Below are 26,134 nucleotides of genomic sequence, written 5' to 3'. Positions count from 1 at the left end.
TCTGCCTATTGTAATAATAGTCCGAGTGCATTTAGAACAATTTCTCTTTTTCTCTTTTCTTCCTTTTCTTTAGACAACTCCGGATTGCCTGTTGGGTATGGTATTGCTTGTGCCGGATATATTCTTGCTGCCCCCACAGTCTTGGAAATAGGAGTAACAGTACATACGTGAACTGCCGGTATACCTGCCTTTTCGATTTGTTTAACTATCGTTGCACCGCAACGTGTACAGGTGCCTCAAGTGCTTGTTAATATTACTCCATCAACACCATCCTCTAATAATTTTTCTGCTATTTCTTTTCCCATTCTTGTTGCATCCGCAACTGATGTTGAGTTACCGGTAGTAGTTGTAAAATATGGATATACTTCACCGATTATTCCTTCATTTTTCAATTTTTTTAATACATCCAACGGTGCTACCCTATTAGGATCCTTATTTGCATATACCGGATCATAACCTGCATGAACGGATTCAAACTCGCCTTCCATAAGCATTTCCTTATCAGATATATCATACATTTTGAAAATTTTAGCAGTTGCAGCAGGGATGTGGTCAGGATTTCCAAATGGAACTATACCTCCTGTTGTGCATAATGCAATCTTAGCATCTTTCAAATCTTTTATTGGTTTTGCAGGTTCAACCTTTTCATAAACTGAAATTTCCAGTTCACTTTCATAATGCTCGTTGTTAAGTCTTCTTAACAACATATCAACAGCTCTTTCTGCTCCGTTTTTTTCTCTGAAAATATTAATCCTTTTACCTTTTGCATAATATTGCTCAGCTGATGGGCTTCCAAGATCATCTCCTCTTAATAACTTGTTTGCAAACTCAGCCATTAATGGAACGGCTTTTCTAATACCTGCAGCAGATTTACCTACTCTTAAAATATATAAATCCTTTTTATACATTTCTACAGCAGGGTTTTCTTCATACAATCCGGTTATAGCTTCAACATTATATTCTTTCTTAATAAATGAACACACGTCTCCGCAGGCTATTCCAAATCTGCCTGCATTAAATGCCGGTCCTGCAATAAATAGATCGAAGTCAATGTTTTTTAATTGTTCTTTTATAAAGTCTTTAACTTTATCCATGTTTTCAACATAATAATTATCACCACATATTATTGTGTGAATAATTTCCGCATTTTCTATCTTTTCTGCAAATGCATTAGCATTGCCTATTGGTCCATTGTGAAACTGCGGCTCTGTATAAGCTTTATCTTCACCGCCTATTTGACCAAAAAATTGATTAGTATAAAATATTATCTTTTTCAATTTGCACCTCCCTAAATTGTCGTAGCACTTAGGTAAGTATTTCCCTGAAGGTTATGACTTCCCATAATTCCGTGAATTTCTACCAGCAATCTACCGTCTTCTTGTATAGAATCAACGTTTCCACCTGTTGTCTTTTCAATTTCTTTTAAGTTTCCTATTATTTTTTCTACCTTTGGCAACATGATTGTTGCATTGCTGTTACCTGTAGATACAATTGCTTTAGCTTCCGTAACGCTATCAGGCAATGATTCTGACATACCATCTATTCCGGCATCTTCATTTGTAATTATTACTGTTTTAATTCCTCTGTTTTCTAAAGACTGGCATACTACCATTAAATCAGTTGTAGGATTACCAAACCCTTCTTGAGAGATAATTACTCCTTCAGCACCTAACATATCTACATTTTTTACTGCCAACATACAATTTCTATATTTTTCTTTTAATGTAACCATTAACGGATTTAAAATAACACCCATAAAATTAAGCTCTTTGCCATGTTTGTTCAGCAATTCCTTAATAACCGCATTATTCAAATGATGATAAGTGGTAGTTTTTGAACCTGGAGAAACACAGTTTCCACTTATAACTGCTCCATCCATTACTTCTAAAGGAGATAATAAGCAAGGAGCAATGTATTTGGTATCTCTGCCATAAAAATAAGTATCATGTAAAAGTCCTTGACTCATACAGTTGTAAACATAAGCTACTTTTGGCAATTCTGGGTACTCACCGAATTTCTCGCCTACACTTTTCCATTCATATGATACAGACTCATATTTATTATAATTAAGTCCAATTTCTCCTATGAATTTTGCAAGCTTTATCCCGGCTAATCTGACTGTTTCTTCATGTTCATGAGGATCTACATAATCTTGTTTTGTTATAATCATAACAATGTTTAATAGCTTGGAAAAAATGCTGTAATCAGCAGCCGGTCCGCTCATGTCAATTAATCCTTCTTGAAAACCAACTATGGGTCCTGTAGTCACAACTGCACATCCTTCTAAAACATATGTTATACCGCTTCCTGCCGCTTCCATGTGCTCTTTGAATACTCCGGGAAATATCTCACCACTTAATTTGGCCCTTGGCTCTATAACATCTTTAACAGGTAAAATCCTTACAGATTGCCCTGATTTAGCAATATCAAAGTCAACTTCTTTAATTCTTTTATCTTCTTTTATTAAGTCACTCAGACTGCCTTTGTTTAAATTCAGAATATCATTTTCTATTTTGTTTTCTTGACCAAAAACAACATCCTTAATTTGAATTTTCCTAAGTTCTAAATTCATTTTAAGCTCCTTATTTAAGATATATTGAAACTAATACAATAATATATATAGCAATATCTATGCCAAATTTTAGTTAGTGAAATTTCAATGTTATTTTATTGTCAAGCCTGATAAAATAAAAAAACGACAAATTATTGTCGTTTTCAAGTCCTATATAGACAATATTTCGTCGCAGCGACAGAATATTGTCATTGTTCTATATTTAGTTTATCAATTTTATATTTTAAGGTCTGTCTTGGAATACCTAATATTTCTCCCGCCCTTGTCTTGTTTCCTTTTGTAATTTTCAATACTTCTTTAATAATTTCTTTTTCCTTTTCAACTAATTTTTTCTTTAAGTTATAATCTTCAAAATTTATAAATATCTTTTTATCTGTTTCTGTATTAGTGTTTGCTTTTCCATCGTTAAAAATTCTGTCATACATGTAAGCCGGTAAATTCTGCACATCTAAAATTTCGCAATCCGACAAACTTACCATTGACTCAATAATATGCTTTAGTTCTCTTACATTTCCTTCCCAATGATAATTCATAAAGAAGTTTTCTAATGCTTTGGTTATTCCTTTAACATTTTTGCCATACATTACATTGTATTCTTTTATATAATAATTAACAAACAGAAGTATATCTCCCTTTCTTTCTCTTAATGGCGGTAAAAAAATCATGCCACTGCTTAATCTGTAAAATAAGTCCTTTCTTAGATGTTGGTTTTTGATTGCTTCTAATGGATCTTCATTCATTGCGGCTATAATCTTTACATTTACCTTCTTTTGTACATTTGAACCTACCGGTCTAAAGCTTCCATCCTGTAAAACTCTTAAAAGCTTCCCTTGTACGTCATATGGAATTGAATTTAATTCATCCAAAAATATTATTCCGCCATCAGCTTCATCGAATAACCCACGCCTATTTTCAGCACCAGTGTATGCTCCCCTGCTTGTTCCAAATAAAATTGATTCTATTAAATTTTGTGGTAAAGCGGCACAGTTTTGTATAATAACCTTGTCCCTTGAAATTCCGCTATAGTTTATCATAGCTTGTACAAATATTTCTTTTCCTGTACCGGTTTCACCATAAATCAGAGTCGGGCTTTCTATTATGGACATTGTTTTCGCTTGCTCAATAGCTTTTAACATTTTGATGTCATTCGTTATAATAGAATTAAATGTAGACTTGCTGGCATTGTTTACTATGAAAAAATCTTCTAAATATTTTAATTTATAATTATCATCTGTTATATTTTCAATAGTTTTTATATCTTTGACCAGCTCAACCGCTCCTATTATCTTACCATTGTGAATCAGAGGAATAGTTATGTTATGTGTGCAGTACTTATTACCATTAAAGTCGTTAAAATTCTGGAACTTTTTAACTACAATCTCCCCGGTTGTAATACATCTAACAATAGAGGACGTATTAGCATCCTTTTCAATAGATGGGTAAATTTCAAATAAATTTTTATTTAGATATTCTTCACTTTCAATTAAGCTTAAGTCAGTATTAACTCTTTTATCAAAACGAGTATTGTAAGTAACAGTAAATTCCTTGTCCACAATTAAAATATAATCAACGCTATTTACTTTAAACCCATTAATGTTTAGCATTTTACTTCACCCTATCTCTTTTCTATGTTTGCTAATTTTTCAATAAAATTATTGAGCTCTTAATATTATCTGATTTTATTTCAACTATTCCAAAGCTTTCATCTCCACACTTAGCTGAAATTGTACTTCCGGGGTTAAAAAATAATATGTTGTCAATAATCTCATTTTGTGCGCAATGTGTATGCCCGTACAACACAATGTCTGCATTTTCTTCTTTGGCATAATCTTTAATATTGTCTATACCCGACTTAACACAGTGAAGGTGACCGTGCGTTATTATTATCTTTTTACCTTTGATTGTTTCAGTCAATATTGAAGACATATTATTTGGAGCTATGTCACAGTTGCCGGGAACACGATATACCATATTTATATTCAGCCTGCTTGCAAATTTATCAGCATCTTTATATTTATCACCGCAATGAACAAGAATGTCAAAGCTGCCATAAGTGCTTATTTCCTCTATTTGCGAATTCAAAACCATATTATGGCTGTCGCTTACTACTAATATCCTCATATATATTCCTCTAAGCTTTTCTTTAGATTTTGCAGCGCTCTTGCCCTATGACTGATTTTATTTTTTTCATAATCTGTCATTTCTGCAAATGTCCTGCCGGTATCTTCAACTATAAATAAAGAATCATAACCGAATCCGTTTTCTCCTTTTTCTTCAAATCCGATTGTTCCGGTAACTTTTCCTTCAGCCGTCATTTTACTGCCTTCTTCAAAGACAATTGCTATGACCGTTTTAAAATATGCTGTTCTATTTTCAAAAGGAACATTTTCTAAATTTTTAAGAAGAAGTTCTCTATTATTCTTATCGGATGTCGGTTCACCTGCATATCTTGCCGAATATACCCCTGGTTCTCCGTTCAATTCATCTACGAACAATCCTGTATCATCTGCAATTACTATTCCTTTAGTTAACTTATGCAGCTCTGCTGCTTTTTTCAATGCGTTTTCTTCAAGGGTAGTCCCATCTTCTTCTACATCAAAATCATTGTATCCTAAGTCATCCTTAGATATTACTTCAAAGGGCATATCTTTTAGAATGCCCTTTATTTCACTTACTTTGTGTTTATTTCCGCTGGATAATATTATTCTTCTGTTCATTTTCCTATTTCTCCGCTGATTTCTTCTCCTAAGACTGTACGCTGTAAATCATTTAGTTCTTTACATCCTTTCGTTGCAAAGGATATTAAGCTCATTAAATCATTATAAGTAAATGTTGCTTCCTCACCGGTTCCCTGAATCTCTATGAATTCACCTTTATCAGTCATAACTATATTCATATCAACATCGGCACTGCTGTCTTCCTCATAATTTAAGTCTATTATCGTTTCTCCGTTTATCATTCCCACGCTTACTGCGGATACAAAACTCTTTACAGGCATATTTTCAATTTCGTTGTTTTTATATAATTTATAGATTGCTTCTGCCATTGCAACAAAGCTTCCTGTAATGGAAGCCGTCCTCGTTCCTCCGTCAGCTTGTATAACATCGCAGTCAATCCAAACAGTTCTTTCACCGATACTTTCTAAATCAACAACAGACCTTAAGCTTCTTCCTATCAATCTTTGAATTTCCTGTGTTCTTCCGTCAATTTTTAATTTGTTTACATCTCTTGTCTTTCTTGTTTTAGTTGATCCGGGTATCATTGAATATTCTGCTGATATCCAGCCCTTGCCTGTTCCCTTTAAAAAAGGAGGAACCTTATCTTCAACTACGGCTGTACATATTACCTTTGTATTTCCTACTTCTATCAATACCGAGCCATCCGGATGCATTATGTAATTTCTTGTAATTTTAACCGGTCTTAATTCTTCTTTTGTTCTGTTATTTTCTCTTTCCATTTTAACTCCTAAGCATTTTATGAAATTATTATACCCGATTAGCACTGTATTAACAATTAAAAAATAACGGCTTGCTAAGAAGATCGTTATTTTTTTAATATTGATTTTTTTATCATAAAAAATAAAAATATTATTCCTGCATATCCGTTAATAACGTAAATAATATTTACGAGCCGATTAAAGGGAACCTTTAATCCGATTGCTGCACCTAAAACAGCTAATATAATTGTTGCTGCTTTAAATTTATATGTATCTTCATGAGCTATTCTCGAGGAAACTATCCATAACAGGGGAACAGCAGTAGTAAATATTTCGGCAAAAATACTTAGTGAAAATATTATTGCAACAGAGGTGTTAATCCCTGAAGCTAACATAAGTAAAGGTATTTGAGAATGTGCGGCTTTTTCTATATTGGCTATTAAACCTACAGATATAACTGCTACGGCTATGGAATATCCTGCCGCTCCAAAAAATACACCTTTAGAAGCAATTTTAATACTCCTTGTTCTTGCTCCTATGGATGACATAAAAACCGAAAGCAGAAGTATATTGAAACCAACGTATAATAATGATGAAAACAGCCAATTACCTGATGCCTTCATGATATTCAGCTTAGGTATAATGCTTGCGTTTCTTAAGCCATCAAGATTTTGAAAGATGGCTGTAAAACCTAATAAAATAGCCATGGTTGCTATTACCGGACCTATTTTGCTGATTATATTGACTATGTTATCTAAACCGAATATTACCGTAACAATTGAAAGTACTGCCATTGCAATGCAGCCGTAGGATACGTGCAGTCCGAACTGCTGATTTAATGTTGCACCTGCTCCTGCTATCATTACAAAGAAGGACATATAGGCAAATATTACGGAAAAATAATCATATATCCGACCGACATTTCTGCCGCAATAATATAAAAATATGTCGTTTCCTTTAGTAAACTTATGTACATACCCTGTTGTAATAAAGCTGACCCCTGCATACATAAATAGAAGAAATACAATTGCTGCACTTATTAACCCGACAAATCCATAAGCAGCAAAATACTGCATTATTTCCTGACCTGTGGCAAATCCGGAACCTATTAAGAAAGCAATAAATGCACCTGCAATAGAATAAATTTGTTTTACATCATTATTAATCAATATATCCTCCGGTAACCTGAAATAATATTAAGTATTAAAGCTATATGACTAAGAATGAAGTTTTATTCCAAATCATCTACCTACCAACCATTTTTCAGAAAAAAGACTCTGAAAAATGGTTGGTAGGATCATAAAAAATCCGGCAGGGTATACCATGCCGGATTCAAATTTACGGGGACATTCCTCTAAAGCTATCCCCAAAGGCTATCTCTACTTTAGAGGTGTGTCCCCATACCTTTAAATTCCTGTTTCGTCAAGCTTTTTTAAATCATAATTTTCTATTAAATTCACAAGCTTTATAGCATATAGTGAATCTGTTGCATAGCCGCATCTTTTAAGTGCCCATGCACCCTGCATGCTGTTATACATAACCTCTCTGAACGGTTGGTATCTGCTTACTATCAGAAGCAAATCATTGTGGTCATCCCATGCTTCATTAACATTGTTGTAAGCTCTGAAGTTATCGTCTACTCTGAAAGCAACACCGTTATATTCTTCCCATGTATTGGAAATTACAGAACCGTTTGTAGAAGAACCCTTAATACCAAACATATTGTATGAGAACTTTCCATTATATTTATCAACCGGAACGCTTTGTCCCCATCCTGTTTCAAGAATTGCCTGAGCTGTCTGTAAAGCGGCTGACATGCCTGTCTCTTTTTGAGTTTCAACGGCAAGCTTAGAAGCGAAATCTAAAAATTTATCTTTTTCAATTATAGGCAGTGCTGTATAAAGCTTACCTGTATAAATTGTAAATTTAACTTCTTCCGTCTTTATAACTTTTCCTGCATAAGATGCTTCCGCTCTTAAGCTCCAGGAACCTCCGTCACCGGCAGCAGGAGTGAATGTTTGTCCTGTTAAAACCTTTTGTTCTCCTGTATTTATATTAGTTAAAATATATTTTACGCTGTCTAAGGCTACATTACTTCCTACCTTTAAATTTATTGCATCTGTAACTACTTGCCCCGGTGCAACGCTTTGCAGAGATACCTTAGGATTTCCCGTAACATTAACATTTATTTTATTACTTACAAATGAATTTCCTGCCGTATCCTTAACTCTAACGTAAAGCTGTTTGTTTCCTGCCATGTCTGGACCAGGGAACCAAGTATAATTTCCGTACCCTGATTTGTATAAAATAGTTTCAGAACCTGTATTAGTATCGACAACAACATATTCAGTTTCTGATACTCCGAAATTTCTAACTGTTCTTAACGTTACAGAACCATCAATTGTTTGATTTTGTGAAATACCGCCAAGTGATAATCTTCTGTTTGCCTCCACCTTTACCTTTGTATATGGACCATAATAAGGGTTGCCCTTAGTGTCATATGCTATTACCCGTAAAGACATATTGCCGTTGTCCTCCATTTCGGGAACCATAGTAAACGACCCTAACGGATCTTGCTCTGAAGATATATAGTATGCTCCCGTATCAGGATTTATTATTTCATATTTAACATATAATGCTGAAAAATTCAATTCTGCAGTTAACGGAACACTGTCAGCTGTTACTAATTGACCTTCGGTTAAACCTCTAAGCTTAATATCGGGTATAACATTAACCTTAACGGGAATTGAATCTCCTGCTATAAATTTACCGTTCTTATCATATATCGCAGCAACAAGAACCTTAGAGCCATTATCTTCAATAGCCGGAATCCATTTGTATGAACCTGTTAAATTAGTTCCTTTTGCTATAATAAAACCTTTTTTTGTATCAGGGTTAAGAAGCAAATATTTTATTTCAGCTGCCCCTTTAATTTCACTTTTTGTTGTTATACTTAAATTTGAAGTACCTGTTATAACTTGTCCCGATTTTACAGATGAAATATTAACATCAAAAAACGGCTCTACGTTTGACTTTTCTTTCGAATTAATTACAACTGCTCTTTTATCATTATCCCAATCAATTCCTACTCCTAAAGCATTACTGACTAATCTGATTGGAACGAAGGTGCGGTCCTCTTGAATTAAAGGCGCCACATCACTTAAGTTATAAATTGTTTCATTGTCTATTGTATATTCTATTAAATGGCTATCAATTATAAGAGATACATGCATATCATCTTTGGAGATATGTACTGTTCTTTTTTCATTATCCCAGCTCACTTCTGCATCTAATTCTTCAGCTATTATTCTAATCGGAACAAAAGTTCTGTCATTTTTAATAAACGGCTCCGGATCAGAAGCAACTATCTTTCCATCAATTATAATTCTGATGGAACCATCGGCATACGCCTTTGGCACAACATTAAACAATGCTATCATTAAAAATATAGCAATTAAAATACCACTAAATACCTTTTTCTTCATATTTTCACCTCTCTTATTACTTTTCTGCATTCAATCATAAGTCAGCCGCTTATCGTTATGTTTCATACCGATTAAATGAATACATGTCCAACAAAGGTGCACACACCTTTGCACCATTAATAAATACATTATATCATATAAATCGACATCTTTTGTTACGGATATATTGCAAGGTTAAATTAATGTAGAAGTCCCAAGTGTATTATAGTCCGTATAGCAGCTGTACCAATTGTTACAAGTTAAACCAGTGCCGGACTGCCCTATTGATTTTAATAAAGCTTCTCTAAATGAATGAGTTGTCGGCATCATAACAGGGTCTCCGGGCATCCAATTTGCGGGAGTATAAACATTATAAGCATCAGTCAGTTGAAGCGAATCTATAATTCTTAACATTTCATAAGTATTTCTACCACATGAATTAGGATATGTCAATATGCAGCGTATCCTTCCTTCGGGACCTATTATAAACACATCTCTTACACTTTGTTCATAAATTCTGTCAGGATTTACAATACTATATCTTTTTGCAATATCTGCATTTCTATCCTCCAAAAGCGGAAATGGTATAAAAACTCCGTAAGTTCTATATATATCTACAAGCCACTCTATGTTTGCAAAATTGTTGTCTATTGTTAAACATAAAATCTGTACGTTTCTTTTTACAAATTCTTCATTGTTATTAGCAAGTGCTAAAAGGGATGAGGTTGAAGTAGCTGCAAAATTTCCCGGCTCATCTACCAGCACCACCCATTTACCCCTGAATTGCGACAATCTTATAACTCCGTCAGTTGATAAAGTAGTAAAATCCGGAGCCATCCTTCCAATAGTAATACAACCTGTATCTATATTATTTTGATTATCTATACCCATGTTTGCCTCCATCAATAAGTAATACTATATACTATGAAAACGAATGGATAAAGTGAGATAAAATGAAAAAGAAAAAGTGACAAATAAAGAATCAAGGAATCTTTATTGTCACTTCAATCTATTAATTAATTATATTAATCGGTTTTCCTTTTAAAAATGTTTCAAGGTTCTCTATGGCAAAATCCATAAGACGCAGGCGGCTTTCCTTTGGAGCCCATGAAATATGCGGTGTTATTATGCAATTTTTTGCTTTAAGAAGAGGGTTGTCAGCTTTAATCGGTTCTGAGGATACCACATCAAGTCCCGCTGCATACACCTTTCCTGAATTTAATGCATCTGCAAGATCCTGCTCTACGATAAGCTGTCCCCGGGAATTATTTATAATTATTACTCCGTCCTTCATCTTCGCTATCGTGTTTTTATTTATTATCCCCTCGGTAGATGGAAATAACGGGCAGTGAAGAAAAATTACGTCTGACTTGGCAAGAAGCTCATCCAAAGAAGAATATTTAGAATTTCCATCGTATGCTATTACATTCATTCCTAAAGCTTCAGCAATTTTAGCAGTATTCTGACCTATCCTCCCGTATCCGATGATTCCCATCGTCTTGCCTGCAAGCTCAATAAGAGGATAATTCCAGTAGCACCAATCCGCATTATTCGTCCAATCACCATTATGTACAGAATCCGAATGAGCACCTGCATGATGACAAATCTCCAAAAGCAATGCAATTGCCATTTGTGCCACAGCGGTCGTTCCATATACAGGTATGTTTGACACGGGTATGCTTCTTTCTCTTGCTGCTTTTACATCAACAATATTGTAACCGGTCGCAAGCACTCCGATATATTTCAAATCAGTACACTTTAAAATAACTTCTTCATTTAACGGTGTCTTATTTGTAAATACTATATCCGCATTTTTAATTCTCTCATAAACAAATTCTGCCGGCGTTCTGTCATAAACAGTAACATCTCCAAGCTTCTTTAATCCATCCCAGCTTAAATCTCCGGGGTTCAATGTGTATCCATCCAATATAACTATCTTCAAATTGTTCACCCCTTAATCTCTTGAATTAAACCCTGAAACTGTTAATATTTTTATTCCTAAAAAAGAATTTACATCTATTATAATATCATTGTCCGGCAAATTAATAAGCTTTGATAAAAAAACAGTAATTCCTTCTAAAGATATTATAATATATCCTTCTTCCTTTTTTGGTTTTTTTGCAAATATCTCAGGCACCTGCACAAAAGCACAATCGTTTCCTGTTCTGTACTCCGGATATTCAATGCATACATTTAATTTATTTCTCTTATATAAATAATTTTTTGCTGTATCAGTAATTTTAATAATATTTGTTATATCTCTCGACAACCTATTTCTCCTTTTCAGAATTATTTAAATTATACTATTATTAAACTGATTTGTAAATAACCCTAAGAATCTTAACGATAAAAGATACCAACTCCCCCTTATTTTAACGGCTGCAAGCACTGGAAATACTATGAGGTAAAGATTCTTTACATCATGATATTACGATATAGATAGTTCAGTCTTCCCGCTGCATTATCATAAAATAATTCGTCCATTAAAATATAAAATTTGATTTTATTCCAATCCGGTACTATGTTTAACTCATCGAAGAACATTATGACATCAAACCCTTCATACACTTTTTCTCCATACCTTCCATCAAAGTTATGCCGTAAACTTCTGTAGCAAAGAGCAATATCCTGATATTTATCAGCAATACCGCTTCTCCCTAAATCAATAAATCCATTTTCACCATATGTTGTTAATTCTACATTTAAAATTCCGTTATTACTTTTCATTAATTCAAAAACCTTATCTTTATCAGACATATTAACGCTCCTTTTTTCGCCATCGTTCGTAAATATTATACTATATACGAACAATAAGGATAATAACTTTTTAAAAATAAAATTTACTAAAATATATTTCTAAACTTTATATAATATACGGATTTCGACAGGAATTAACAATTACTTTTATTAAAAATTTCAAAATAGTTTAAAAAAGCATTATTATAGATTAATATAAATCCTATTCTTTTAAAGATGAAAGCATTAAAATCACCTTGAAGTAAAAATTCTTTACTTCAGGTTTTTTTATAGTTTATTTTATTAATGGAATTAATACTTTTTTGTCCCAAAAATGTCCCAAAGCTGTTTTTAGTCCTGTCTCAGTACCGTATGTTCTTAATAAATTAATCCTTTTTATTAAATTACAAAAGACACCAACCGTGCGGTCAGTGTCTTTCATCAAGTGGTTAATTACATATTGCTAACTTTTTCGTGCTCATGTGCTTCTTTATATTTTAAGCGAGTTGCTTTACCTCCTCTGATATGCCTTTCAGATTTGTTTTTCAGCAAAACTTTTTTTACTTCGCTTGCAGCTGGAGGGTTCAGTTTGGGAAGACGTTCTGTTACATCCTTATGGACAGTGCTTTTGCTCACGCCGAACTTTTTCGCCGTCTGCCTCACGGTAGATTCAGTACTTATAATATATTCCGCAATCTCCATGGCTCTCCGTTCTATGTAATCTTTCATTGTTAACCCCCTTTGGCTATACCGTCTTATTTACATTTTTATGCATTTCTTTGTCCTATTAGAACCTTATTGTGCTATTTAATATAGTCCATTGGATTAACATTTTTGCCGTCTACAAGCAACTCAAAATGTAAGTGTGCTCCATCTGCTGATTCAATGCTTGATATTTTTCCTACATTTCCTATTACCTGTCCCTGCTGCACCTGCTCTCCTACTTTTACAGAAGCTGTTACTAAATTGCTGTAAAGTGTTTTAATGTTATTTCCATGGTCTATAATTATTTCCGTACCCATTATTTCTGATGTATTGACTGATTCAACAGTTCCTGCCAATGCAGATTCAATCATCAAGGTATCCTTAGGCTTAATATCTACTCCTCTATGTACTCTCCATTCTCCAATTGCTTCATAATAAATTAGGTCATCCATTGTAAATTCTCTGATAACTTCACCGTCTAACGGTAATTTCATTGTGTTGATATTATTAGAATCTTCACTGTCTTTCTCGTCTTCTTTATCTTTAGCATTTTCGTAGTCTGAGATTATTCCTTCAATATATTCTCGGGGAGGATCCATATTAGCTTCGATGTTTTCATCTTCTTTTTTGTCTGCTACGTTATTCTCTTTACCGGAATTTGAAGTATATCTCCATACGATTGCTGTTGATAGTAAAACAATGCAAAGGGCAATTATAAAAAAACTTGTGTCCTTGTGTTTTAATCTAATAAAGAAATTTTTCATTTTTATTCTTGCATTTTTTAATCTGTTTTTCATTTAAACCTCCGTTACATGCTTCTTTATTATCTGCAAATAGTGTGTCCCATTTTTTTTATTTAATACAAAATTGTTCTAAAAAATTTAATTTATTCATAGTATGATAGTAAACTTACGATAAAGGGGTGGATTTTTTTGTTAAACCGTCTGATTTATGCATTACTTGTATTTATAATGCTTTTAGCAATTCCAAATTTATCATTGACTTTTTTAGAAAGTAAAATGAATATAAATAATGCATCAACTAAGGCAGAGGATAAGATTTATGATAACAGCCAAAATATAAGTAAAAAAAACGAAGAGTCGTTAAAAAAATCAAATATTGAAGAACCTGAGCTTATAAAAGTCTACAATACAAAAACGAAAGAAGTTATGGTCGTTGATTTTGAAGAATATATTAAAGGTGTAGTCGCTTCTGAAATGCCTGCGGAATTTAACTCTGAAGCACTTAAAGCTCAAGCGGTTTCAGCAAGGACATACTTATTATACAGATTAAAAAAATACCCGAACGGTCATCCTGATCATCCTGATGCGCCTGTTTGCACCGACGTACATTGTCAGGCATGGTATTCAAAGGATGATTTAATTGCCTTACATGATGAAGGTTGGTATGAGCAGTATTGGGGGAAAATAGAAAGTGCTGTTACGTCTACAAAAGGTCAAATACTAACCTATGAAAACAAGATTATTGAGCCGTTGTTTCATTCTACCAGCGGAGGAAGAACCGAAAATTCTGAGGATGTTTTTTCAGCATCTGTTCCGTACTTAAGGAGTGTCGAAAGCCCTTATGAAAGCGAAGCACCTCGTATGCACGGTTCAATTAAGCTGAATGTAGACGATTTTATAAGTAAAATAAAATCTGTATATGGTGACATAAATATTTCAAGAAATAACTTAGGTGAAAAATTTGTACTTGGAGAAGTAAGTGAAGGGGGTAAAATTAAAACAATTCTTATAGATAATACTGAAATATCAGGTCGTGAAATCAGATCTCTTTTTAATTTGAACTCTACTAATTTCAGTTTTATACAATCAGGAAATGAAATAGAAATTGTAACTACAGGATATGGTCATGGTGTTGGTATGAGTCAATGGGGTGCTGAAGGAATGGCTGATGAAGGTTACAACTATAAGGAGATTTTGAAGCATTATTATACAGGAGTTGAGATTGTCAGTATGAGGTAAGGTGGGATGACAAAAAGCATTCGCTTGCGCTGAGAATGACAATATGTTATTATTAGTTTATAAAAATTGACTTTAGAAAGGATAATGTGATGATTTTTATAAACGAAACGGCCTATAAAGAATTCAAGGAAATGTTGGATGAAGCTGATGTTGAATCTTATAATATAAGAATTGATTTAGATAGATATGGTTGCAACGGTCCTATTTTTGGAGTTTATCCGGGAGAAGCAGCCGATGATGATGATATAGATACAATTAATGACATAAATTTTATAGTCAGTAAAGCGATAAATAAGGAATTCGGCGGTTTTATAATAGTTTCAAACGAAGAAAATGATGGTCAGGGCGTAGGCCTTAAACCGATAGTTCAACCGGCATCAAGAGGCAGCAACGGTGGATGCGGTGGATGTACCGGATGCGGCGGTCATTAAACATAAAAGGATTTGTGCAATCGCACAAATCCTTTTATGTTTAATTATTTATTTTAATTTCACTTACAGTATAAACGACTGACACCAAATCAGAGATTTGGGTCATCTGCTTATTTATTAGTCTGCTACGTATGGTAGTAAAGCAATAGTTCTTGCTCTTTTTATAGCTCTCGTTACCATTCTTTGATGCTTAGCGCAAGCACCCGTAATTCTTCTTGGTAATATTTTACCTCTTTCAGTCGTATATTTTTTTAACCTTCCAAGGTCCTTATAATCTATATGTGTAGTCTTTTCCTGACAGAATTGACAAACTTTTTTACGAGGTCTTCTTTTTTGACCCATTCTGTCATTCTTGTCACCTTTATCGTATCCTTGTCTTGAACTCACTTGATTTCCTCCTTCCCGGATATTTAATTTCTGCTAAAATGGGATATCTTCATCATCTACCGGTTGGAAAATATCATTGTCTTCATCAGGAAAATCTCCGAAAAAGCTGCTATCCGGTTGAACGGGTTTTCCTTGCGGTGATGATTGACCTTTTCCGCCTCCGATAAATTCTACTCTATCTGCTATAATATCTGTTGTATATCTTTTCTCGCCTGTTTGTGTAGTATAACTTCCTGTCGAAATTCTGCCGTGAACCGCGCACTCTCTGCCTTTTGCAAGATAGTTTGCACAGTTTTCTGCCTGCTTTCCAAAAACAGTTACGTTAATAAAATCCGCTGTAGGTTTACCTTGGCTTATTGCTTGTTGCTTTTTTTCACCAAATAATTCCTTGTCTATCGCTAATGTCAATCTTGTTACAGCCATACCTGAAGAAGGTATGAATCTTAGCTCCGGATCTCTGGCTAATCTTCCAATTAATACAACACTATTCATATCTTATCCTCTTTTTTTATTAATTTGATTCATCTACAGTGATCATGTGTCTAACAAAGTTGTCGCTGATTTTACAAATTCTGTCTATTTCATTAACAGCATCTGCTCCTGCAGTAAATTCAATAAATACATAGTAACCTTCTCTTTTTTTGTCAATTTCATAAGCAAGTCTTCTTTGACCCCACTCATTGACTTTTTCTATAGTACCTTGTCTTTCAGTTATTATGTTTTTTACTTTTTCAATTTCTGCATTTCTTACATCTTCTTCTAAATTAGATAGTAAGATAAAAGCACCTTCGTATTTTCTCATTCTGAGTCACCTCCCTTTGGACTTTCGGCTCCTACTTGCACAGGAGCAAGGATAGCGTAAACATTATAGCACTTAGCCATATCTAATACAAGCATTTTTTTACAAAATGTTTATTTCCTTATTTCATATTCAGCTTTTTCATTACAATAACTGCACATTTCATTGTCAACTGCTGTTATTTGCGGCGCTGCTTCCACGTCATTTACAAAATCGTCTATTGCAATTTCAGCATGCTCTCTGCATGCGTATATAATTATATCTTCCATTTTTTCACCTCAATAAGGGCATTGAAAAAATTAAGCAGATGACCCAAATTTTAATTTGGTGTCAGTCTCTTAATTTAGTTATATTTCATATACCCTGCTTGATTTATCCCTATAAGTCATATCGAGCAAAATTCCGGGATTTACTTCTATTCTGTTTTCCTTCAGTATATTTTCTACTGTTTTATATGCTAATTGAGGAAAATTATTTTCTTTGCTTAAGTGGCCGAGGAGAACTATTTCTTTTCCTTTTTTTACCACCCTTGAAATTAAATTTCCGGCAGTATCGTTGGACATATGCCCAAAATCTCCCAATACTCTTCTTTTTAAAGGCCATGGATAAGGACCGATGAGTACCATGTCCTCATCGTGATTTGATTCAACTAACATTAAATCCGAATCCATCAGTCTATTAACAATTACTTCATTTACACAACCGGTATCGGTTACTAAGCTGATTTTTCTGCTGTTATAAAATATATTGTAGCCAACAGGATGAGCCGCATCATGGGATATGTCAAAGGGCATTATCGTTAAATCACCGACTTCCTGACATTCCTCTAAAATTTTTATATTGTGTGATTTTATTTCACCTATTAGCGGAAGCATTGCTTCCCAGGTTTTTTCATTAGCATAAATAGGCACATTTAAACGCCTTGACATTATACCTGCTCCCTGAACATGGTCTATATGTTCATGGGTAACGAAAATAGCGTCAATATTTTTAGGGTCCTCTCCAATATTAACTATTTCCTGCTGAATCTTTTTTCCGCTTAAGCCGGCATCAACAAGGATTGTAGTGTTTTCAGTTTTTATGTATTGGCAGTTGCCACTGCTTCCGCTGTATAATGAACAAAATTTTAACCTCACCTTGTCCTCCCCTTATGTACCTCAGACATTGAACTAATTCAATATATACTATCACAATTAATTGAAGTTTACAAATAATTTTATTCATTAATATATGGGTTTGCCCATTACTCAGACATTTTAATCATATAACAAATTAGATAATCATATAAATGTAAATGAGAACATTATTTTAAAAGGATATATTATGATTATTAAATTGAAATTTAAATCATTATTTATATTTACTGCTTTTATTTTAATATTAGGAATTGCTTTTAATACACTATATGACTCCGCACAGTTAGTTTCAGCCGATGAAGAGAATGATTTTATTAAATGGGTTGATTTCAGAGTATCATACGAGGCAATGGATAAGGCATTAAAGGCAGACATAAACAGCATAGATGAGGAAGTAAAATTAAATTGGGTTGAAATATTGGCATATCTCGGTACAAGGTATGGAGGTAATTTTGCCAGATACAAAGCAAAGGACATGGACAATCTCATAAACAAACTAAAAAGCGGCGAAAGCATAGAAAGTCTGACCAAGGATTTAAAGCATTACGACTATTATTATGAAGCGTATTCAGCAGTGTTGGGTAACTTCGTCGGTCCATACGAAATTCAGGTCAAGGATGAAAATGACCCCAGCAAAAAAGTATGGGTTAAAAAATACGGTCTCAAGGTATTTTCACCCATAGCTGCCGGCTACAGCTATGGTCATTACGATGACTTCGGAAATTCGAGAAGCTACGGCTTCAGGAGAGTTCATTTAGGCAATGACTTAATCGGCTCCGTAGGCACACCCATTGTAGCTGTTGAAACAGGAAGAGTAGAAGCATTGGGATGGAATCAATACGGCGGCTGGAGAATCGGAATCAGAAGTCTTGACAATATGAGATATTATTACTATGCACATCTGAGAAAGGGGCATCCCTATGTAAAATCGCTTAAGGAAGGAGATATCGTCTATGCAGGTGACGTTATCGGATACCTGGGTATGACGGGCTACAGCACACGTGAGGACGTAAACAATATAAATACCCCTCACCTTCATTTCGGTATGCAGCTCATATTTGATGAATCACAAAAGGAAGCCTTGGCTGAAATCTGGATAGATGTTTACAGAATCGTAAAGTTGTTGCACAGAAACAGGTCAGCGACGACATACAATAAAGATATCAATGAGCAGGAAAGAATATACGATATAAAATTTCATAATGTAGAATAAAATCAAAGTATAAAAACAGCACATCGTTCCGAAAAAAGGGTGTGTGCTGTTTTTTATGTTATGTTATATTCCCATAAGCTCTATGAAGCGCTGGAGTACGGCTGCTATTTCCGCTCTTGTTGCGGGAGCCTTCGGATTGAAATTATTGTCAGTGTCTCCGTTCATTATACCTGCATTTCTCAGTATTTCTATCGCTTCACTTGCCCACGGGCTTATGGTGCTGTCATCCTCAAATGATTTTGAACCTTCACCTGACGGAAGTACGTATCCCATGGCTTGTGCAAAGTTTACCAAAATTACGGCAAGCTCTTCTCTCGTTACAGGATTGTCAGGTGAGAAATTGTTACTGCCCGTTCCCCTTGTTATATTGCTTATTAAGCTCCACTCAGCATATGGTGCGTAATATGATGACGCATCCACATCATCGAAGCTGCACGATGTAAAATCAAATGCATTTATCCCTGCAATACGTCCCAGCGCCGTAATAAGCATACCTCTGTTCATATGTGCATCAGGAGAGAATTGCTCCGATGATGTTCCCGTCATTATGCCTCTGCCATATACAATTTGGATGCTGTCGACAGCCCAATGGCTGCTCACATCTCTCAATATTTCTTCAACAGTCTTACTTTCGCTTTTCGGAGGCTCTGTCGGTGCTGCAGGTGCTGCAGGTGTTGAAGGTACTGTCGGCTTAACCGGATCATCGTCATCATCGTCATCCTTGTCCGGCTTTGTGCCTGCAGTGTTTTTATATACATTCACAGTCCGGACAGGTGTTGTAACTCTATAAATTCCGAAGTCTGCAATGCTAAAATTAATTGTTCCCTCAGCAGTTACAGATATCAAGGATATTGTATAGTTACTTCCCGAGCCGCTAAGTGTTCCCTTTACAGCTGCTCCTGTACCATCTGCAATACTTATCTTATCTTCTGTAAGTCCTGTAACATCCTCACTGAAGGTAATTTTAATTCCTGTTGAATCTGCTGTACCGCTTGCTCCTCCTGTCTGTACTGCAGTGAAGCTAATGTCCGTCGGAACAATTGTGGTATTGCTGAAATGTGTACTATTCCAAATATATGTTCCTTCGGAAATTGCATTATTTGCGGCAGGAGCCGATGAAGATCCTACGGTTATGATTTTTGAAGTGACGACGATTACATCCCTGTCCCTTATCTTATTCGGAACACCGTATACCTCACTGCCTTCGTGAAAAATAATCTTTCCATAATTGTCCCCTTGTATCTCTGCATCATTGTTAAGACCAAGCGCACAAACACCACCAGGGTAAAACTCTAAAACGGAATCGTCTATTATAAGTGACGTAGGTGCGATCGTTATAGGGGAGATGAATATACCAGTTCCTGAGCCTTTATGTTCCACTTGAACTTTGCTCCCATTTATGATTTTAAATTCCGAAGCCTCTCCATACCCTCCATAACTATGGATACCTGTTGACTGAAATTTATTAGTTACTGACACGGTACTGTTGTCGAAAATCAGTTTCTCGCTATAGTATATTCCTTCGGAATTATAGTCGCCGTCAATTTTAATATAAACTTTACTATCCTTTACATACATATTTCCTTGAATAGCAGTTACATTCTTGCCCTTACTATTCAATTCCACTTCACAATCCGATATTGATATTGGACTGTCGGAAAATGAAAAGACTCCGGTTGTATAATCACCTATATTTCCGATATCCAAGCTTCCACCTGTAATTTTCAGTTCTCCAAATGAGATAATACCCAGTTCCGATGTATTCGCGATTTTAATATTACAATCCGTCGCTGTCAATTTACCATTGGATTGGATTTGGTTTCCATAGCTGTATACTTCAAAATCAATACCGTTGAGATTTAAATTGCCCTCCACTGAAATAGTGTTGCTTGAGGTGTCATGGCAAACTAATTTTCCGCCTCCGTTGACTGTCAGATCATTTTCTGCAGGTATGTTTAATTTACAGGAACCTGCAAGGTATATTGCACTGCCTGAAGAAATTGACAGAGTATGATTTGCACCAATGATTACCTCGTTATTCAATGTAAAAGAGCCGTTAATTTCAATTGTCTTTGGTATATTCTCTCTGAGTGCACTCTCCACATCAGATGCATTACTTGGAATAACTGTATCTGTTCTGGCATACGCCGTCACCGGCAGCATTGATGCAATCATGCATACAACCAGTATTAAGCAAATTCGCTTTTTTGTTTTAATCATATAAATACTTCCTCCTTATAATTTTGTTTTTAATAAAACCTGAGATTCTCTGGTCTCGTAATTTTCACATGTCAGCCACAACACGACGAACGAATGAGTCTGTAGTCGTCATCCTGAGCGATAGCGAAATTTGCCCTAACCCTATTTCTCAGAGTCTTTTTTCTGAGAAGGTCATTCGCAACGAATTCCCGATGTATACGACCAAAGGGAGTAAATACATTGGTGAATGAAACTGGGGATCTCAGCACTTCAAAGGATGAGATTCCTCACTGACGCTCGGAATGACATAGCGGACGATTTTTGTTTATTCATAGCAATGACACGAGCGGTGCTCACAATGAGAGTCCGGAGGGAATTGACAGCATGAGATGTATCAATTCATCCTCGTCGATTCGCAGCACGTTGTCCTGTGCGGCGGTACCGAAAATTAAGCTTTCTCTGTCTGCCCGTACGGACATGAACATATCATGGTCATTTAGCAGGCTGTATCGTTCGGTACCTACATGATTCTCCATATTGAGAATCATGACGCTTCCGGTTGCCATTTCCAGCCGTATACGTCTGTTTCTTTCCGGCCGCACCTTCATGAAGGATATGACATCGAAGGGTAATGCCCTCAGAGCCATGTTCACTGCCTCCTGAGGAAAAATATCCGGAATGAATACCGAATCCGGGTCAAATATAATTTTGGATCCGTCAGTGTATGCGCCGCGAAATATCAACGGCTCGCTCAGGTTGTAGTGGCGTGTGGTCTGCATACGATGACGCATATCCAGAATCAGAAAGCTGCCGCCGCTGAATTCGACAGCCAGCCGATGTTCGTCAAAAGGTACTGCAAATACAATCATGGACATTGTCATAAATATTCCTCCTTTAGGATTAAATATTGCAGTCAAATTCATAAAAAATACACCCTACGTTTATTGTAGGGTGCGGAATTAATTTTTCATATGGTACAATGTACTTTTATTTTGCTTTTTATTCAGGTAATGCTTTGAGCTGTTCTCTGGAGTTAAAATCGTACTTCTCCAGCATACTGCTTATTACGTTGCGTACGGTGTTGGGCGAAAGATGCATGCGTTCTGCAATTTCTTTGTTGGTCATATCTTTTTTTAGAAACTCCAGAATTTCTTTTTCCCGGAATGTAAGTTTTTTGCGTCCGAAAGCATCAATCCCATGTGCAAGAGTTTCATAAAGATTTCTGATTTTTTTAAGAGTGCTGTCGTCACAATTGGCATCTGGGAGCAGCTTTTTAATTCCTTCGTAGTTTTCAGCAAAGGGCAGCAGGATGCCGTCAGGCACTGCTATATCAAGTGCACCGTTCATTGCCTCGATTGCCTGTGTGTGTATTCCCAATGCTTCAAAGGTCTGTGCCCTGTACAGCTTTATGTATACCTGCGGCAGCAGATTCGGAAAAATACCGGATATACCTAACCCGAATTCACTTACTCCCAACAGCTTCTGATATTCGCCGCGACCGAGTAAAATCCTGCCGTAAATTATGAGGGCGAAGGGCTGCGTCATAATAACGAGACGCTTATCATTTATTTCGCCTTCCAAAAGCCATGGAGAAATTTCCCCATCCCTGCCAAACAGCACCATAATAAAACCCTTAGCTAAATCCAGTGTGTAACGGCACAGGTCCTCGGTGTTCTGTCGTGAGCGTTCTTCAAGAGAATTCAGGGCATTCTGCAGCATGCTCTCGTCTCCCCGCATAATTGCGATACGTGCTAAAAGAAAAATACCGCACTGATATATACTGTTCTGACGCTTACTGTCGGCAGTGAACATTGCCTTATGGCATAATATTTCGGCCTGATCAATTTCGCCCCGCAACAGATATGCCTCTGCGCGCATTATGATTTCGGCACCGCTGCCATGTCCGGAGGTCAATGTATAATATACGGGCATGCATTCTTCCATCTGTATAAGCTCCTCGTCAAGACTTCCGCTTTCTCTCCAAAACATATACAGCACCGAAGGAGAGCCGAAGGTCCATGTGCTTTTTACATTTATAAGGGTTGCGGGACCTCCCAGCAGGTCCAGAGCTTTGCGGTGCTTTTTGCTCATATCGTCGATGCGATTGTATTCCAAAAATGACAGGAGCAGCTCCATTTCACCTGACAAGGCATTTTTTTGAGCATCTGGCAGATTGCTCTGTTCGATTACTTTAAGAATTTCCTCCTTAAAGCTCAGCAGCCTTTGATTTTCATTCAGGAAAAACAGTGTAAAAGCCAACGGAACCATGGATGACGGATATTTCTTTTTTATTTCAAAGGGAGTGTTTTCCATGATATCCAGTATCATTGGCTTAGTGTGCTCGTCCACCACATCTGCAATTTCGTAGCTTGTCAGTGGCAGAGCCAAAAGCCTCTCCCACTCTCCTGAAAGATAGTAAAAGCGAAGAGTGTTTACCCTGTCGCCTGCCTGCTCAGCCAGATCGCCTCCGGTCAGATAGATGGATTTTTGTTTTTCGTCCGAGAGAAGCACAAATTGGTCCGTAAGAAAGTTCCGGAACAGTGCGTGCAGATAAAAGCGTCTTACTTCTCTGTCATGGTTTATAAATACTCTCTTTTCACGCAGGAACTGCTCCGTTTCTGCGGCACTCATGCCGGAAAGAGCCACCGCCTGTGTAAGAGAAAATCGAGGAAAAATTGAAACTGCCATGAGAAATTCCCGTTCTTTAAATTTCAGACGGCTCCACAGAGCATTGTGTATAAGATTCTGCATGCTGCCTTTCTCAAAATTACCGGTTTCAATCAGGGACAAAAGCTGCAGATAAAGCGCCATGACCCATCCACCTGTAATTTGCTTCACTTCCTCAAGCTGTACATATGTCAGGGAAATACCCGCACTTCGATAGTATGCATCAATATCATCAAGGGAAAATGCCAATACGGATTCCTGAAGCAAAAAAAAGCGGGCACTGGGCAGCATACTTCTATGTGCATCCTCGGTCAGAACCTGTGAAGCGGCAACAATGTGCAGTCCTCTGCCTCCATGCTCCGAAAGTGCGGACAGAAACATACCGTTGCTTTCAAGTTTCCATGCAGCAAAGTCATCTAACACAAGGTAAGTTTCATCCGGACAACAAATTTGTCTGAAAATTTCTCTTATTTCCGAAAGGTTATCTGCATTTGGTGTTCCTGTTGACAACAGTCGTTCGGCAGCATTCGTATCAAAAACACCTACTGAGGTACAGAAGGATTTCCATGAAGCGTTTGGTGATTCCGGTGAAAAAGTGCGCCATATAACCAGTGCCGTCTCCGGAACATGCGTATCAAAAAAATATCTCAGAGATGTTGTCTTTCCAAATCCGGAGGGCGCTTCTATCAGCGTAAGCGGATATGATTTGACGGAGTTCATACGTTCCATGATTCTCTTGGGAAAAAACAGTGTTTCGGGTTTGACCTGCTTGATTCTTGCCATATATCCCCCTTGTGCATTTTTGAGCTTAATGCGTATTTTATTTTCTTCTATTATATTTATAACAGGAAAAAATTTCAAGCAATAAAAAAACCGTAGGATGAACTACGGTAAAATTTTAACCATTATCGCTGTCGCTTCTGCCCTCGTCAGATAATCATCGGGACTGAAAACTCCTGAGCTCTTGCCGGATATGGCGCCGTTAATGTATGCTGTTTTAATTGCTTTGACCTCATTGTCACTCAATGAAGTTAAATCCTTGAAAATAGAATGGATGTCTAAATCCTTGTATTCATTGTCGTCTGTAAATATGCCGTCTATTATACATGCGGCTTCTTTTCTTGTTATGGTATCTAAGGGCTTTAATTCATATTCGTAATTGTTTAAGAGCCCATAGTTTGCTAAATCCTGAATATATTCTGTTGCCCATGGATTTATGTCCTGAGCGTCTGTAAATGGTAATTCACCGTTTTCGAAAATTGTCGATTCTTCATTTCCTATGATTTTTTCAGTTCCGATTATTTCTTCATCTTCTGCCACATTATTTTTTTGATTAAATTCATCAAATTTGTCCAATGACTTGCTGACTAAAATTAAAAACTCTTCTTTGGTTATCAGATTTTCAGGATAGAAATTTGCTGCTTCACTTACGATGCCTTCATGGTAAAGGTCCATAATTAATTTTCTTGCCCAATGGTACGCTATGTCTTCGAATACATACCTGCCGTGCTCGGTGTCACCGGTACGGGTAAGCCAGTTTCTTTCTATCCAGCCGCTTTTATCATCGTTAACTATTACCTTGTACCAATAGTATCCGTTTTGTAATACCGGTCCTTCATCAATAACAGCTAAGCTGTTAATTGCAATATCATGGATATATCTGCCTGCCGGTACGTCTCTTAGCTGATATACATCTCTCACACCGTCAGTGCGGACGTAGTCTCCCTTTTCATATAACACAATGTTTCCCGAATTTGTATATGCAGGAGTAGGAACTACTAATGATCTGCTGGGTTTTCCGGTACTTGGTAAATACGAGAAATCAATGTTATTTATTGTTTGTCCATATTCTTTTTTTGCAATGTCGTATATTAATTGCTGGTATGTGTATTTTTTTGCATAGGACGACAACATATTCGGATTGTTGCTTTGTGCCCAGCCATTGTATGCCCAAAGAGCAAAATACCAATTTTCTAATATGTTGGGGTCCATATTACCAACACATGATACGCTCTGATATGAACTCATGCTCCATTTATTAAGAAGAACATCTGCACCTGCCTCAATATTGTATATAATGTCATATTTCAGCTTGTTTGTATCATATCCGCCGTATCTGTTGTTTATTTGCATTAATCCGATACTTGTACCTGATATTTTGGGACTTCCGTCTTTATTAAAATGCTCATAAACCGATTCCACTCTTGCTATTGATTTCAAAATAACCGAAGGTATCCCTCTTTTTAAGGCAACTTCATCAATCATTTTTTCTAATTCTTCGCGTGGTGGATTATAATCGGCATATACGAATGTGTTTAATATTAACACTAAAACGAATATTATCAAAATTATTTTTCGGGCATTTTTTAATATTTTCATATTTCTGCCTCCCTGATTTTGATTTAAA

General features: G+C 36.1%; 25 protein-coding genes and 1 pseudogene. 3 read left to right on the top strand and 23 right to left on the bottom strand.

Annotation, left to right across the window (positions count from 1 at the left end; genetic code table 11):
- Positions 1-5 precede the first annotated feature (5 nt).
- The 14 genes and pseudogenes from RT412_RS01345 to RT412_RS01280 all read right to left on the bottom strand — a co-directional run bounded on the left by RT412_RS01345 (position 6) and on the right by RT412_RS01280 (position 13,710).
- Positions 6-1,277 (bottom strand): glycine/betaine/sarcosine/D-proline family reductase selenoprotein B, encoded by a 1,272-nt coding sequence (locus RT412_RS01345; protein ID WP_313339542.1) that lies wholly within the window; start codon positions 1,275-1,277, stop codon positions 6-8.
- Between the two features lie 11 nt (positions 1,278-1,288).
- A complete protein-coding gene (locus tag RT412_RS01340) occupies positions 1,289-2,572 on the bottom strand; it encodes a glycine/sarcosine/betaine reductase component B subunit (RefSeq protein ID WP_313339539.1) in 1,284 nt (427 codons plus the stop codon).
- Positions 2,573-2,760: 188 nt separating this feature from the next.
- The gene (locus RT412_RS01335) at positions 2,761-4,176 is read right to left on the bottom strand and encodes a sigma 54-interacting transcriptional regulator (RefSeq protein WP_313339536.1); all 1,416 of its coding nucleotides are present in this window, start codon (positions 4,174-4,176) and stop codon (positions 2,761-2,763) included.
- 31 nt (positions 4,177-4,207) lie between these two features.
- A complete protein-coding gene (locus RT412_RS01330) occupies positions 4,208-4,693 on the bottom strand; it encodes a YfcE family phosphodiesterase (RefSeq protein WP_313339534.1) in 486 nt (161 codons plus the stop codon).
- The gene (locus RT412_RS01325) at positions 4,690-5,289 is read right to left on the bottom strand and encodes an XTP/dITP diphosphatase (RefSeq protein ID WP_313339531.1); all 600 of its coding nucleotides are present in this window, start codon (positions 5,287-5,289) and stop codon (positions 4,690-4,692) included. Before RT412_RS01325 ends, RT412_RS01330 begins: the two co-directional genes overlap by 4 nt.
- The gene (gene rph / locus RT412_RS01320; protein ID WP_313339529.1) at positions 5,286-6,029 is read right to left on the bottom strand and encodes a ribonuclease PH; all 744 of its coding nucleotides are present in this window, start codon (positions 6,027-6,029) and stop codon (positions 5,286-5,288) included. The genes RT412_RS01325 and rph overlap by 4 nt, the downstream gene beginning before the upstream one ends.
- 86 nt (positions 6,030-6,115) lie before the next feature.
- Positions 6,116-7,177 (bottom strand): hypothetical protein, encoded by a 1,062-nt coding sequence (locus tag RT412_RS01315; RefSeq protein WP_313339527.1) that lies wholly within the window; start codon positions 7,175-7,177, stop codon positions 6,116-6,118.
- Between the two features lie 237 nt (positions 7,178-7,414).
- Entirely contained in the window at positions 7,415-9,493 is a 2,079-nt protein-coding gene (locus tag RT412_RS01310; protein WP_313339524.1) for a stalk domain-containing protein, read from the bottom strand.
- 174 nt (positions 9,494-9,667) lie between these two features.
- Positions 9,668-10,363: a redoxin domain-containing protein gene (locus RT412_RS01305; protein WP_313339521.1), complete on the bottom strand. Its 696-nt coding sequence runs from the start codon at positions 10,361-10,363 to the stop codon at positions 9,668-9,670.
- 121 nt (positions 10,364-10,484) lie between these two features.
- Positions 10,485-11,414 carry a D-2-hydroxyacid dehydrogenase gene (locus RT412_RS01300; RefSeq protein WP_313339519.1) on the bottom strand — a complete coding sequence of 310 codons (930 nt, stop codon included), beginning with the start codon at positions 11,412-11,414 and terminating at the stop codon, positions 10,485-10,487.
- 12 nt (positions 11,415-11,426) lie between these two features.
- Complete coding sequence (locus RT412_RS01295) at positions 11,427-11,741, bottom strand: CC/Se motif family (seleno)protein (protein WP_313339517.1); 315 nt, start codon at positions 11,739-11,741, stop codon at positions 11,427-11,429.
- 146 nt (positions 11,742-11,887) lie between these two features.
- A pseudogene (locus tag RT412_RS01290) lies at positions 11,888-12,133 on the bottom strand (hypothetical protein); the annotation flags it as partial.
- 528 nt (positions 12,134-12,661) lie between these two features.
- A complete protein-coding gene (gene spoIIID, locus RT412_RS01285) occupies positions 12,662-12,937 on the bottom strand; it encodes a sporulation transcriptional regulator SpoIIID (RefSeq protein WP_313339515.1) in 276 nt (91 codons plus the stop codon).
- A gap of 74 nt (positions 12,938-13,011) precedes the next feature.
- Positions 13,012-13,710, bottom strand: coding sequence for a M23 family metallopeptidase (locus tag RT412_RS01280; RefSeq protein WP_313339512.1), 699 nt, complete (start codon positions 13,708-13,710; stop codon positions 13,012-13,014).
- Positions 13,711-13,845: 135 nt separating this feature from the next.
- On the opposite strand from RT412_RS01280, the gene spoIID reads away from it, so the two are divergent.
- Positions 13,846-14,895 (top strand): stage II sporulation protein D, encoded by a 1,050-nt coding sequence (gene spoIID / locus RT412_RS01275; RefSeq protein ID WP_313339510.1) that lies wholly within the window; start codon positions 13,846-13,848, stop codon positions 14,893-14,895.
- 89 nt (positions 14,896-14,984) lie between these two features.
- Entirely contained in the window at positions 14,985-15,326 is a 342-nt protein-coding gene (locus RT412_RS01270; RefSeq protein WP_313339509.1) for a HesB-like protein, read from the top strand.
- 117 nt (positions 15,327-15,443) lie between these two features.
- Here the strand turns inward: RT412_RS01270 and rpsR are convergent, their stop codons facing one another.
- The 5 genes from rpsR to RT412_RS01245 all read right to left on the bottom strand — a co-directional run bounded on the left by rpsR (position 15,444) and on the right by RT412_RS01245 (position 17,648).
- Positions 15,444-15,668, bottom strand: a complete 225-nt coding sequence (rpsR, locus tag RT412_RS01265) for a 30S ribosomal protein S18 (protein WP_179237141.1) — start codon at positions 15,666-15,668, stop codon at positions 15,444-15,446.
- Between the two features lie 78 nt (positions 15,669-15,746).
- On the bottom strand, positions 15,747-16,205 hold the full coding sequence (locus tag RT412_RS01260) for a single-stranded DNA-binding protein (RefSeq protein WP_313339507.1): 459 nt from the start codon (positions 16,203-16,205) through the stop codon (positions 15,747-15,749).
- Positions 16,206-16,224: 19 nt separating this feature from the next.
- Positions 16,225-16,515, bottom strand: a complete 291-nt coding sequence (gene rpsF / locus RT412_RS01255) for a 30S ribosomal protein S6 (protein WP_179236880.1) — start codon at positions 16,513-16,515, stop codon at positions 16,225-16,227.
- Positions 16,516-16,625: 110 nt separating this feature from the next.
- The gene (locus tag RT412_RS01250) at positions 16,626-16,781 is read right to left on the bottom strand and encodes a CxxH/CxxC protein (protein WP_313339504.1); all 156 of its coding nucleotides are present in this window, start codon (positions 16,779-16,781) and stop codon (positions 16,626-16,628) included.
- 78 nt (positions 16,782-16,859) lie between these two features.
- On the bottom strand, positions 16,860-17,648 hold the full coding sequence (locus RT412_RS01245; protein WP_313339502.1) for an MBL fold metallo-hydrolase: 789 nt from the start codon (positions 17,646-17,648) through the stop codon (positions 16,860-16,862).
- Between the two features lie 187 nt (positions 17,649-17,835).
- On the opposite strand from RT412_RS01245, the gene RT412_RS01240 reads away from it, so the two are divergent.
- On the top strand, positions 17,836-18,861 hold the full coding sequence (locus RT412_RS01240; protein ID WP_313339500.1) for a M23 family metallopeptidase: 1,026 nt from the start codon (positions 17,836-17,838) through the stop codon (positions 18,859-18,861).
- A 63-nt stretch (positions 18,862-18,924) separates the two neighbouring features.
- On the opposite strand, the gene RT412_RS01235 is transcribed toward RT412_RS01240, so the two are convergent.
- From RT412_RS01235 to RT412_RS01220, 4 genes are all read right to left on the bottom strand, one after another.
- Positions 18,925-21,081 carry an S-layer homology domain-containing protein gene (locus RT412_RS01235; RefSeq protein ID WP_313339497.1) on the bottom strand — a complete coding sequence of 719 codons (2,157 nt, stop codon included), beginning with the start codon at positions 21,079-21,081 and terminating at the stop codon, positions 18,925-18,927.
- A 332-nt stretch (positions 21,082-21,413) separates the two neighbouring features.
- Positions 21,414-21,983 (bottom strand): hypothetical protein, encoded by a 570-nt coding sequence (locus RT412_RS01230; RefSeq protein WP_313339495.1) that lies wholly within the window; start codon positions 21,981-21,983, stop codon positions 21,414-21,416.
- 76 nt (positions 21,984-22,059) lie between these two features.
- On the bottom strand, positions 22,060-24,588 hold the full coding sequence (locus tag RT412_RS01225; RefSeq protein ID WP_313370034.1) for a LuxR C-terminal-related transcriptional regulator: 2,529 nt from the start codon (positions 24,586-24,588) through the stop codon (positions 22,060-22,062).
- Between the two features lie 24 nt (positions 24,589-24,612).
- Positions 24,613-26,106 (bottom strand): S-layer homology domain-containing protein, encoded by a 1,494-nt coding sequence (locus RT412_RS01220; RefSeq protein ID WP_313339489.1) that lies wholly within the window; start codon positions 26,104-26,106, stop codon positions 24,613-24,615.
- Positions 26,107-26,134 lie beyond the last annotated feature (28 nt).

Source organism: Sedimentibacter sp., from assembly GCF_032080165.1.
GTDB lineage: Bacteria > Bacillota > Clostridia > Tissierellales > Sedimentibacteraceae > Sedimentibacter.
The sequence above is the reverse complement of the archived record's forward strand: the minus strand, read 5'-3'. Positions and strand labels throughout refer to the sequence as shown.